Raw genomic sequence first — 12,716 nt, 5'->3', positions numbered from 1 at the left:
AAGTGTTAATCCGTTTACAAAAAAGCAACATAAAAAATTGGCTGAATCGTTAAGAATGGTGTAGCGGCAAGGAGGAACGTAATTCAGGCTACCTAAACCACCCTGAAACGGTTGATTTTCAAGCGCGAGATGCTGGATTTTCCAGCGACTTTTCAGCCATCAGATATAATTGTGTAATAAATCCTCACACTCTTTTTCCGGACCTACCGGGTGAATCCCCAATAAAAGTCAAAACTGTCTAACACGGGTGAATAATACTCGCGGCAACAGGAACGCCTCACGGCACAGCGCTTGTCTCGTTGGAGTCATTTTATGAAGTTGCCCCTTAAGCCACATCTGCTTGTCCTTTTGTGCAGTGTCGGGCTGTTTGCCGCCTCAGGCGTGATGTTCGTTAAAAGTCGTGCTACGGAGCCTGCAGCACCGGCTCCAGCGCCAATAGCGGCCCCTGCCCCGGCCGACCAAACAGCGCCCGTCGTGGCACCAACCTACTCGGCAGCACAAATCGATCAGTGGGTTGCACCTATCGCACTCTATCCAGACTCGCTGCTGTCGCAAATTTTGATGGCCTCAACCTATCCGGCTAACGTCATCCAGGCCGCACAGTGGTCAAAAGACAATCCCAAAATGCAGGGCGATGCCGCCATTCAGGCCGTTGCCAGCCAGCCCTGGGATCCCAGCGTGAAATCGCTGGTCGCCTTTCCTCAGTTGATGTCGCTGATGGGTGAAAATCCGCCGTGGGTACAAAGTCTGGGCGATGCTTTCCTTGCGCAGCCAAAAGATGTTATGGATTCCGTTCAACGCCTGCGTGCACTGGCGCAACAGACCGGTGCGTTGCAATCGACACCGCAGCAGACAGTCACCACGAGTGTGAAAAATGTGCCTCCTCCTCGTACCCAAACTCAAGAAGGAGTAACAGTTCAATCGACGGCCCCACCGGCTCCAACGGTAATCAAAATTGAATCCGCCGATCCGCAGGTGGTGTACGTTCCTACCTATAACCCGAATACGGTTTACGGTACCTGGCCGAACACCGCCTATCCGCCAACCTATCTGCCGCCAACGCCCGGTGAGCAGTTTGGTAACAGCTTCGTTAATGGTTTAGGCTTCAGCCTCGGTGTTGCCACAACCTATGCCATCTTCAGCAACATCGACTGGGATGACGACGACGATCACCATCATAATGATGACTGGGATAACCATGGCGGCTATAACCGTAATGGTGATAACAACATCAATATTAACGTTGATAACTTTAATAAAATCAGTGGGCAACGACTGACAGACGCCAACCGTACCTGGCAGCACAACCCGGCCTATCGTGAGGGTGTGCCATACCCAAATAACCAGCTCAATAACCGCTTCCACTCCACTAACACGGCTACAGGTTTAAGTTCAACCCAGCAAAGACCGGTCAACCGTGATAGCCAACGCCAAGCTGCGATGAGCCAAATGGAAAAATCAACGGGAAAAACATTCCCGCAGACGGCGCGTACGGGCACGAAAGACGCCCAGCGTCAGGCATCCAGCCAACAGCTGAAGCAAATTTCCCAACGTAATAACTACCGTGGTTACGATACCAAACCGCAAACCGCGAAACGGACAAGCACACAGCAACGTGAGAATCGTCAGGCAGTCGCCCAGCGACAGGAGAAACGGGTCACGCAACCGGCGCAGCAACGCAATCTTCAACAACGGACCAGCCAGCCACGCGCCAATGCGCTGAGCGGGAACGACAGTCGCTCCGCCAACTGGCAGGCGCAGCAACAGCGGGGGGCACAGAGCCGGCAGGTCGCCCGTAATCAGCCATCGCGCCAGCCTTCTGGCGGGCGTGCTGAACACCGTGAATTCCGTCATCGTTAAGGGAACCGACATGAAAAATAAACTACTCAGTGGAATTGTGTTGTTCATGGTTTCGGCTGCCGCGATGGCACAACAATCCTTCAGCACACCAGACCAGGCGACCGATGCGCTGGCAAACGCGATTAGTGAGCAAAATGAAAGTGCAATGAGCAACCTGCTCGGGGAAAACTGGCGTGATTTTCTACCGCCAGAAGGCGTCGATCCTGATGCGGTTGATCGTTTCCTGCGCGACTGGAAGGTTCGCCATAATACCGTTGTCGACGGCAATACTGCGCATCTGGTGGTCGGGGATAGCGACTGGCAACTGCCAATCCCGGTCGTCAAAAACGCTTCAGGCTGGCAATTTGATATCAAGGAAGCGGCCGAAGAGATCCTGACCCGTGAGATTGGACGTAACGAACTCGCGGCTATCGAGGCGTTACACGCTTATGTTGACGCCCAGCAGAGCTATTTTGCGATGAACCAGAAATACGCGCAAAAGATTGTCAGTTCTGAAGGGAAAAAGGATGGTCTGTACTGGCCTGTTTCGCCCGGCGAAGCACCAAGCCCGCTCGGTCCGGCCTTTAGTCCACAGGAACCTGGCACGGGCTATCACGGCTATCATTTTCGTATCCTTCCCGACAAAACCAGCGGTTTTGCCATGGTGGCCTGGCCTGTTAGCTATGATCACACCGGCGTGATGAGTTTTATGATTAACGGTGATGATAAAGTCTATCAGGCCGATCTCGGCGTTGATTCTCAGCAAAAAGCACAGGCGTTAACCACATTCCATCCGGATAAAACCTGGCAGCCCGTAGCGCCCTGATACCAATTCGAAAGATTAGTTGGCCGGGTAAGGCGTAGCCGCCCCCCGGCAACCCACAGCAAATTACAGGATGTTAGCGACAGATTTCGCCAACTGAGCTTCCAGAACCGGCTTCGCTTCTTCGAACTTCAGATTCACTTTGTTAGCATTAGACACGACGCGAGTCTGATATTTTGCACGATCGCCTTGCGCGCTGCTGGTTTGCAACTTGATACCGGATGTCCCTTGACGCAACGCCGCAACGTTATCCGTTGTCACTTTCGCTTTGCTGCGTTCAGAGATCTGCAGGTCAGTGACCATGGTGTAGTTTACGTCTTCCACCATCGCATCCGCAGCCATGCCGATCAGCCCCGCCGCGATACCAACACCCAGCGCCGCACCAGAGGAGTTGCTATTATAGGCGGTAATCCCCGCCCCCAACGCTGCGCCCATCGCGGCACCTTCATAACCCGTTTTCAGGAAGCCCTGAGCTTCACGCAGATCCATTTTGTCCGCTTTCAATACGTTCGCCTGTACCCAGTAATAAGCGCTGTCTGGTGAGCTGGTCACCTTATAACCTTTCGCGGACAGGTCATTTGCCAGCAGGGTTTGCAGGTTACTCATGTCTTTGTCAGAGGTATTTTTTACCTGAATGTAGACGGTCTTCTCGCTGGAAGGCTCCAGCCAGATGGTTTCACTCATCTGCGTTTTCACTTCAAGGTTACGTTTTTTAACGGCGGTGGTCATCGCGCCACAACCGGTCAGTGTCATTGTCGCGACAATCATGCCAACAACCGCGATTTTTTTTAAAGACATGTATTTTCCTTTTTTCGTGTAATAGAGAGTCCAGAGCCTCTTAACCGCGCGGCCAGTAGCCACACAATGGCGAAAAAAGTATCGGCAGTTGCGCAATTTTTTTTAGTGGAGATATCAATAAGATGACTACCAGAACTGGTAGCTTTCGGGAAAAAAAACGCCTCCGAAGAGGCGTTTTCACAAAAGAGGGAAGATTACTTTTTCTTCGCTTTCGGGTTCGGCAGGTCGGTGATGCTACCTTCGAACACTTCAGCTGCCAGACCAACAGACTCGTGCAGAGTCGGGTGAGCGTGGATGGTCAGCGCGATGTCTTCAGCGTCACAGCCCATTTCGATCGCCAGACCGATTTCACCCAGCAGCTCGCCGCCGTTGGTACCGACAATCGCACCACCGATCACACGGTGAGATTCTTTGTCGAAAATCAGTTTGGTCATACCGTCTGCGCAGTCAGAAGCGATAGCACGGCCAGAAGCAGCCCACGGGAAGGTGGCGGTTTCGTAGCTGATGCCTTTTTCTTTCGCTTCTTTCTCAGTCAGGCCAACCCATGCAACTTCTGGTTCAGTGTACGCGATGGATGGAATAACTTTCGGATCGAAGTAGTGTTTCTTACCGGCGATAACTTCAGCGGCAACGTGACCTTCGTGAACACCTTTGTGCGCCAGCATCGGCTGACCGACGATATCGCCGATAGCAAAGATGTGCGGCACGTTGGTGCGCAGCTGTTTGTCAACGCGGATGAAGCCACGGTCATCAACTTCAACGCCAGCTTTGCCCGCGTCGAGGTTTTTACCGTTCGGTACACGACCGATAGCTACCAGCACAGCATCGTAACGCTGAGCTTCGGCAGGGGCTTTTTTGCCTTCCATGGAAACGTAGATACCGTCTTCTTTCGCTTCAACGGCAGTCACTTTGGTTTCCAGCATCAGGTTGAATTTCTTGCTGATGCGCTTGGTGAAGACTTTAACCACGTCTTTGTCGGCAGCTGGGATAACCTGGTCGAACATTTCAACCACGTCGATCTCTGAACCCAGTGCATGGTACACGGTACCCATTTCCAGACCGATAATACCGCCGCCCATAACCAGCAGGCGCTTAGGAACAGTTTTCAGTTCCAGCGCGTCAGTGGAGTCCCACACGCGCGGATCTTCGTGCGGAATGAACGGCAGTTCGATCGGACGGGAACCCGCCGCGATGATCGCGTTGTCGAAGTTGATTACGGTTTTGCCGTTTTCGCCTTCAACTTCCAGGGTGTTCGCCCCGGTAAATTTACCCAGACCGTTAACCACTTTCACTTTACGGCCTTTGGCCATACCAGCCAGACCGCCAGTCAGTTGAGTGATAACTTTTTCTTTCCAGGTACGAATCTTGTCGATATCGGTTTTCGGCTCGCCAAAAACGATACCGTGTTCAGCCAGCGCTTTGGCTTCTTCGATAACTTTTGCTACGTGCAGCAGCGCTTTAGAAGGGATACAGCCGACGTTCAGACAAACACCACCGAGGGTGCTGTAACGTTCTACGATGACGGTCTCCAGACCTAAATCTGCGCAACGGAAGGCAGCAGAGTAACCTGCAGGGCCTGCCCCAAGTACCACGACCTGAGTTTTGATTTCAGTGCTCATCATGACCTCTTAATTTATACCCGTCGTCCACCGGGTCGTTCTATCCGCCCGTATTTTACAAAATTGTTAACAATTTTGAAACAACAAACGGCAACCGATTTGTCTTTCGCACAATAACCTCACTGACTTCATGAGATTACCAGAAAAAAGCCGGCCGTCGGGCCGGCTTTTTCGCTTACATCACCAGGCGGCGAATGTCAGACAGCATGTTGTTGATGATGGTGATAAAGCGCGCACCATCCGCACCGTCAATTACACGGTGGTCGAAGGAGAGCGAAATCGGCATCATCAGACGCGGCATAAACTCTTTACCGTTCCACACTGGCTCCATAGAGGACTTGGAGACACCGAGGATAGCCACTTCCGGCGCGTTCACAATCGGCGCGAAGTGGGTAGTACCCAGGCCACCGATGCTGGAGATGGTGAAGCAACCGCCCTGCATTTCGCCAGCAGTCAGCTTGCCATCACGCGCTTTCTTGGAGATCACGGTCAGTTCACGAGACAGCTCGGTAATGCTCTTCTTGTTCACGTCTTTGAAGACCGGAACAACCAGACCATTCGGAGTATCAACCGCTACACCGATGTTGATGTATTTCTTCAGGGTCAGGCGCTGACCGTCTTCAGACAGGGAGCTGTTGAAGCGCGGCATCTGTTCCAGAGCAGCGGCAACGGCTTTCATGATGAAGACTACTGGGGTGAATTTCACGTCCAGTTTACGTTTTTCAGCTTCGGCGTTCTGCTGTTTACGGAACGCTTCCAGATCGGTGATATCGGTCTTATCGAAGTGAGTAACGTGCGGGATCATCACCCAGTTACGGCTCAGGTTAGCACCAGAGATTTTCTGGATACGGCCCAGTTCCACTTCTTCGATTTCACCAAACTTGCTGAAGTCCACTTTCGGCCAAGGCAGCATGCCCGGGATACCGCCGCCTGCTGCTGCAGCCGGAGCCGCTTCAGCACGCTTGATAGCGTCTTTCACGTAAGCCTGAACGTCTTCACGCAGGATACGACCTTTACGGCCAGAACCTTTCACTTTCGCCAGGTTCACACCGAATTCGCGCGCCAGGCGACGAATCAGCGGTGTTGCATGAACGTAAGCGTCGTTTTCAGCAAACTCAGATTTGCCTTCCGCTTTCGCGGCCGGAGCTGCGGCTTGCGCAGGCGCTGGTGCTGCGGCCGGAGCCGGAGCTGCTGCTTGTGCTGGAGCGGCTGCAGGTGCTGCGCCTTCGACTTCGAAGACCATAATCAGAGAACCGGTTTTAACTTTGTCACCGGTGCTGATTTTGATTTCTTTCACGGTGCCCGCGAACGGTGCCGGAACTTCCATTGACGCTTTATCGCCTTCAACGGTGATCAGTGACTGCTCAGCGGCAATTTTATCGCCCACTTTAACCATCACTTCAGTGACTTCGACTTCGTCACCGCCGATATCCGGTACGTTAACTTCTTTCGAGCCGGAAGCAGCCGGAGCCGCCGCTGCTGCTGGAGCAGCCGCCTGAGCCGGTGCTGCAGCAGGCGCTGCGCCCGCTACTTCGAAGACCATAATCAGGGAACCGGTAGACACTTTGTCGCCAGTGTTGATTTTGATCTCTTTAACGGTACCTGCGAACGGTGCCGGAACTTCCATTGACGCTTTGTCACCTTCAACGGTGATCAGAGACTGTTCAGCCGCAACGGTGTCGCCCACTTTAACCATGATCTCGGTAACTTCAACTTCGTCGCCGCCGATGTCCGGTACGTGTACGTCTTTCGCCGCCGCAGCAGCAGGTGCTGCTGCCGGAGCCGCTTCTTTCTTCTCTTCTGCCGGAGCAGGTGCAGCTGCTGCTGCACCGTCGGCGGAATCGAAAATCATGATCAGTTTGCCGGTCTCAGTTTTATCGCCAACAGAGACTTTAATCTCTTTAACGATACCAGCCTGAGGAGACGGAACTTCCATAGAGGCTTTGTCGCCTTCTACGGTGATCAGCGACTGTTCAGCTTCAACTTTGTCGCCCACTTTGACCAGGATCTCGGTGATTTCAACTTCATCAGCCCCGATGTCCGGTACATTGATTTCGATAGCCATTATTCTTTTACCTCTTACGCCAGACGCGGGTTAACTTTATCTGCATCGATGTTGAATTTGGTGATTGCGTCTGCAACCACTTTCTTATCGATTTCGCCACGTTTAGCCAGTTCGCCCAGGGCCGCTACAACCACGTAGGAAGCATCAACTTCGAAGTGGTGACGCAGGTTTTCACGGCTGTCAGAGCGACCGAAACCGTCAGTACCCAGTACGCGATAATCATCAGCCGGTACATAAGTACGAACCTGTTCGGCAAACAGTTTCATATAGTCAGTAGATGCTACTGCCGGAGCGTCGTTCATCACCTGAGCGATGTACGGAACGCGCGGAGTTTCCATCGGGTGCAGCATGTTCCAGCGCTCACAATCCTGGCCATCACGCGCCAGTTCAGTGAAGGAGGTTACGCTGTAAACGTCAGAACCTACACCGTAGTCGTTCGCCAGGATCTGTGCTGCTTCACGGACGTGACGCAGGATTGAACCGGAGCCCAGCAGCTGAACTTTACCTTTCTTACCTTCGAGGGTTTCGAGTTTGTAGATACCTTTACGGATACCTTCCTCGGCACCTGCTGGCATTGCCGGCATGTGGTAGTTTTCGTTCAGCGTGGTGATGTAGTAGTAAACGTTCTCTTGTTTCTCACCGTACATACGCTCCAGACCATCGTGCATGATGACCGCAACTTCGTACGCGTAAGACGGATCGTAAGAGATACAGTTCGGGATAGTCAGAGACTGAATATGGCTGTGACCATCTTCGTGCTGCAGACCTTCACCGTTCAGCGTCGTACGACCGGAAGTACCACCAATCAGGAAGCCACGAGCCTGTTGGTCGCCTGCCTGCCAGCACAGGTCACCGATACGCTGGAACCCGAACATGGAGTAGTAGATGTAGAACGGAATCATCGGTAGATCGTTGGTGCTGTAAGAGGTCGCAGCAGCCAGCCAGGATGCGCCAGCACCCAGTTCGTTGATACCTTCCTGCAGGATCTGACCTTTCTCGTCTTCTTTATAGTAAGCAACCTGCTCACGGTCCTGCGGGGTGTACTGCTGACCGTTCGGGCTGTAGATACCGATCTGACGGAACAGACCTTCCATACCGAAAGTACGTGCTTCATCAGCGATGATCGGAACCAGACGATCTTTGATCGACTTGTTCTTCAGCATCACGTTCAGGGCACGAACGAAAGCGATAGTGGTGGAGATTTCTTTGTTCTGCTCTTCCAGCAGCGCACCGAAGTCTTCCAGAGCCGGCAGTTCCAGCTTCTCAGTGAAGTTCGGCTGACGAGCTGGCAGGTAGCCATGCAGTTTCTGACGCTGAGCGTGCAGATAAGTGTGCTCTTCAGAACCTTCCGGGAAGGTGATGTAAGACAGGTTTTCAACCTGCTCATCGGTCACAGGAACGTTGAAACGGTCGCGGATATAACGCACGCCGTCCATGTTCATTTTCTTAACCTGGTGAGCGATGTTTTTACCTTCAGCGGTATCACCCATGCCGTAACCTTTGATGGTATGGGCCAGGATTACAGTTGCTCTGCCTTTGGTTTCCTGCGCTTTTTTCAGTGCAGCGTAAACTTTCTTCGGATCGTGACCACCGCGGTTCAGAGACCAAATCTGCTCATCAGTCCAGTCAGCAACCAGTGCTGCGGTTTCCGGGTATTTACCGAAGAAGTGCTCACGTACGTATGCGCCATCTTTGGATTTGAAGGTCTGGTAGTCGCCGTCAACGGTTTCGTTCATCAGCTGGATCAGTTTACCGCTGGTGTCTTTACGCAGCAGCTCATCCCAACGACCGCCCCACATGACTTTGATAACGTTCCAGCCAGCGCCCGCGAAGATGCCTTCCAGTTCGTTAACAATCTTGCCGTTACCGGTTACCGGGCCGTCAAGACGCTGCAGGTTACAGTTGATCACAAAGACCAGGTTGTCCAGTTTCTCACGGGTCGCGATGGTGATCGCACCTTTTGATTCTGGCTCATCCATCTCGCCGTCGCCCAGGAAGGCGTAAACGGTTTGTTTAGAGGTATCTTTCAGACCACGGTGTTCCAGATATTTCAGGAATTTAGCCTGGTAGATAGCACCGATTGGGCCCAGACCCATAGATACGGTCGGGAACTGCCAGAATTCTGGCATCAGTTTCGGGTGCGGGTAGGAAGACAAGCCTTTGCCATGTACTTCCTGACGGAAGTTGTTCATCTGCTCTTCAGTCAGACGACCTTCCAGGAATGCGCGTGCGTAGATGCCCGGAGAGATGTGGCCCTGGAAGTACACCAGATCGCCGCCATCTTGCTCGTTGCGTGCACGGAAGAAGTGGTTGAAGCAAACATCATATACCGTTGCGGAGGACTGGAAGGATGCCATGTGGCCACCCAGCTCGAGGTCCTTTTTAGACGCACGCAGTACGGTCATGATGGCGTTCCAACGGATAGCAGAACGAATACGACGTTCCAGCTCCAGATTGCCCGGGTATTCCGGTTCATCTTCAACGGCAATAGTGTTTACATAATTGCTGGCCCCTGCACCTGCCGCTACTTTCACGCCGCCTTTGCGGGCTTCTGAAAGCAGTTGGTCGATCAGATACTGAGCACGCTCAACACCTTCTTCACGGATGACCGATTCGATCGCCTGTAGCCAGTCGCGAGTTTCGATCGGATCCACGTCATTTGGGAAACGTTCTGACATGGGGGTATTCCTTATCTATCTAATACGTTGAGTTATCTGGAACCTGTCCCATTACGTTCTCGTCAGAGAGCGTAATAAGACAGGTTCTGCGTTTAGTTGCCGCGCACTTTATATGGCGCTTGATTTACAACATCTTCTGGTTAACGTTCTGCCAGAAAAATCACTAATTCTTTCGTTGCTCCAGGCGGCGTAAGGCGCGTTCACGACGGCTTTCCTCACGGCTTCTGTCCAGCAGAATCTCTTCGATAAACGCCAGGTGACGGTGGGACGCTTCACGCGCCTCTTCCGGCTTCCCGGCAATAATTGCTTCAAAAATACGGGTACGGTGACTGCTAACCAGTGGCAGCATTTCACGACGCGCATACAGCAATTCGAAGTTTTGCCGAACGTTCTGGGCCAGCATCGGCTCCATACACCTTAGCAAATGGAGCAGCACCACATTATGTGCCGCTTCGGTGACAGCAATTTGATACTGGAGTACCGCATCAGATTCACCGTCAAGATCGCCGGACTGTTGAGCAAGCTCGATCGCATGGTGGAGTTCACGGATACGCGTTTTGTCTTCATCCGTGCTGCGCAGTGCAGCGTAATAAGCTGCAATACCTTCCAGCGCATGGCGCGTCTCAAGCAGGTCAAACTGGGATTCAGGATGGTCGGAGAGCAGCTCTACCAGTGGGTCGCTAAAGCTCTGCCACAGGCTGCTCTGAACAAAAGTGCCACCGCCCTGACGACGAAGCAGTAACCCCTTCGCTTCAAGGCGTTGGATCGCCTCGCGTAAGGAGGGGCGGGAGACGTCGAACTGTTTTGCCAGCTCGCGTTCCGGTGGGAGTTTTTCTCCGGGGCGAAGTGTCCCCTCAAGAATTAAAAACTCCAGCTGCTGCTCAATCACATCGGAGAGTTTTGGTTGGCGGATTTTGCTGTAGGCCATGATTTCCTGTCTTAAGCCATTTGCCCGGAGTCAATTGGTCTTACCAATTTCATGTTCTTGACGCTAAAGTAACAAAGTATTCACCTTCTGTCCATACAGGTTTTGATTGAAATCAGTAAAGGAGGCATATTTTAACAACATTACAGAAATAACGTTTCAAACATGTAACTATGCACAAATGTTAAATTTACCCACCTCGAGGTAGTTTTAACGGAATTGAAACGAAAAATTATCTCATCTGAACCGATTCACCTGCTTATTTATCGATAATTAAATCACTATTAATGAATAGAAATTCAAAATGGAAATTTTGTGGTAGATAAACTCGCATTTACAAATGGTTTCTTTTTATTCAACTCGTCATCTTCCCCGCATAAAGCAGGTGCATTCGCGCTCGCATATCATTATTCTGATCAAGACAAAAGTATTAAGGCAACATTTTATCAAAAGCATCTGTAAACAAATTAATACAACAAACGGAATTGCAAACTTACACACGCATTGCTGCGTAGTTCAAAAAATAAGTACTCGAAATATGAAGAGTAAAACCACACACGAGGTTTCATGATGGAAAGTCAACAGCATGGCGATCAGCTCAAGCGCGGTCTTAAGAACCGCCATATACAGCTAATCGCGCTGGGTGGCGCGATTGGTACCGGGTTATTCCTCGGTAGCGCATCAGTTATCCAGTCTGCAGGACCGGGTATTATTCTGGGTTACGCTATTGCCGGCTTTATCGCCTTTTTGATTATGCGTCAGTTAGGTGAAATGGTGGTTGAAGAGCCGGTAGCAGGCTCCTTTAGCCACTTTGCTTATAAATACTGGGGCAGTTTCGCGGGTTTCGCCTCTGGCTGGAACTACTGGGTACTGTACGTGCTGGTTGCCATGGCTGAGCTGACTGCAGTCGGTAAATATATCCAGTTCTGGTACCCGGAGATCCCAACCTGGGCCTCTGCTGCAGCCTTCTTCGTGATTATCAACGCCATTAACCTGACCAACGTGAAAGTGTTTGGTGAGATGGAGTTCTGGTTCGCCATTATTAAAGTCATTGCTGTCGTCGCGATGATCATCTTCGGCGGCTGGCTGCTGTTCAGCGGCAACGGCGGGCCGCAGGCCAGCGTCAGCAACCTGTGGAACCAGGGGGGCTTCCTGCCGCATGGCTTCACCGGTCTGGTGATGATGATGGCGATTATCATGTTCTCTTTCGGTGGACTGGAGCTGGTTGGGATCACCGCAGCAGAAGCGGATAACCCGGAGCAAAGCATTCCCAAAGCAACCAACCAGGTTATCTACCGTATCCTGATTTTCTATGTGGGTTCGCTGGCGGTTCTGCTTTCCCTGATGCCGTGGACGCGCGTTACGGCTGATACCAGCCCGTTTGTCCTTATTTTCCACGAGCTGGGCGACACGTTTGTTGCTAATGCCCTGAACATCGTGGTGCTGACTGCTGCCCTTTCTGTCTATAACAGCTGTGTGTACTGCAACAGCCGTATGCTGTTCGGTCTGGCACAGCAGGGCAATGCGCCGAAAGCGCTGATGAACGTCGACAAGCGCGGCGTGCCGGTGAACACCATTCTGGTTTCCGCACTGGTGACGGCTCTGTGCGTGCTGATCAACTACCTGGCGCCAGAATCTGCCTTTGGCCTGTTGATGGCGCTGGTAGTTTCCGCACTGGTGATCAACTGGGCAATGATTAGCCTTGCGCACATGAAGTTCCGCAAAGCCAAACAGCAGCAGGGCGTTACCACCCGCTTCCCGGCGCTGCTCTATCCGCTGGGTAACTGGGTGTGCCTGATTTTCATGGCTGCAGTATTGGTGATTATGCTGATGACGCCGGGCATGGCGATCTCGGTGTACTTAATCCCTGTATGGATTGCTATTCTTGGCATTGGTTACCTGTTCAAACAGAAAACGGCCGGCACGGTTAAAGCACATTAATTTTTCCTCCCCCACCTGCGCCAGGTGG

Annotated in this window: 8 protein-coding genes; 3 read left to right on the top strand and 5 right to left on the bottom strand. The window is 52.1% G+C overall.

Features of this window, described 5'->3' with window-relative positions:
• Positions 1-312 precede the first annotated feature (312 nt).
• The gene (locus OGV57_RS13485; protein WP_054528058.1) at positions 313-1,860 is read left to right on the top strand and encodes a DUF3300 domain-containing protein; all 1,548 of its coding nucleotides are present in this window, start codon (positions 313-315) and stop codon (positions 1,858-1,860) included.
• Positions 1,861-1,870: 10 nt separating this feature from the next.
• Positions 1,871-2,665, top strand: coding sequence for a DUF2950 family protein (locus tag OGV57_RS13480; protein WP_003018680.1), 795 nt, complete (start codon positions 1,871-1,873; stop codon positions 2,663-2,665).
• 63 nt (positions 2,666-2,728) lie between these two features.
• Here OGV57_RS13480 and traT read toward each other — a convergent pair whose 3' ends face one another.
• The 5 genes from traT to pdhR all read right to left on the bottom strand — a co-directional run bounded on the left by traT (position 2,729) and on the right by pdhR (position 10,750).
• Positions 2,729-3,460 (bottom strand): complement resistance protein TraT, encoded by a 732-nt coding sequence (gene traT / locus OGV57_RS13475; RefSeq protein WP_003837465.1) that lies wholly within the window; start codon positions 3,458-3,460, stop codon positions 2,729-2,731.
• A 194-nt stretch (positions 3,461-3,654) separates the two neighbouring features.
• A complete protein-coding gene (gene lpdA / locus OGV57_RS13470) occupies positions 3,655-5,079 on the bottom strand; it encodes a dihydrolipoyl dehydrogenase (protein WP_003018686.1) in 1,425 nt (474 codons plus the stop codon).
• 175 nt (positions 5,080-5,254) lie between these two features.
• Positions 5,255-7,144: a pyruvate dehydrogenase complex dihydrolipoyllysine-residue acetyltransferase gene (gene aceF, locus OGV57_RS13465; RefSeq protein WP_003018689.1), complete on the bottom strand. Its 1,890-nt coding sequence runs from the start codon at positions 7,142-7,144 to the stop codon at positions 5,255-5,257.
• Between the two features lie 14 nt (positions 7,145-7,158).
• On the bottom strand, positions 7,159-9,822 hold the full coding sequence (gene aceE, locus OGV57_RS13460; protein ID WP_003845758.1) for a pyruvate dehydrogenase (acetyl-transferring), homodimeric type: 2,664 nt from the start codon (positions 9,820-9,822) through the stop codon (positions 7,159-7,161).
• Positions 9,823-9,985: 163 nt separating this feature from the next.
• Positions 9,986-10,750 carry a pyruvate dehydrogenase complex transcriptional repressor PdhR gene (pdhR, locus tag OGV57_RS13455; protein WP_003018699.1) on the bottom strand — a complete coding sequence of 255 codons (765 nt, stop codon included), beginning with the start codon at positions 10,748-10,750 and terminating at the stop codon, positions 9,986-9,988.
• Positions 10,751-11,314: 564 nt separating this feature from the next.
• Here pdhR and aroP point away from each other — a divergent pair.
• Entirely contained in the window at positions 11,315-12,688 is a 1,374-nt protein-coding gene (gene aroP, locus OGV57_RS13450; RefSeq protein WP_085951556.1) for an aromatic amino acid transporter AroP, read from the top strand.
• Positions 12,689-12,716 lie beyond the last annotated feature (28 nt).

It is taken from the genome of Citrobacter sp. Cf087, from assembly GCF_030334285.1.
Taxonomy (GTDB): Bacteria; Pseudomonadota; Gammaproteobacteria; order Enterobacterales; family Enterobacteriaceae; genus Citrobacter; species Citrobacter freundii.
Note: the sequence above shows the minus strand (reverse complement) of the source record. Positions and strands in the feature narration are given on the sequence as shown.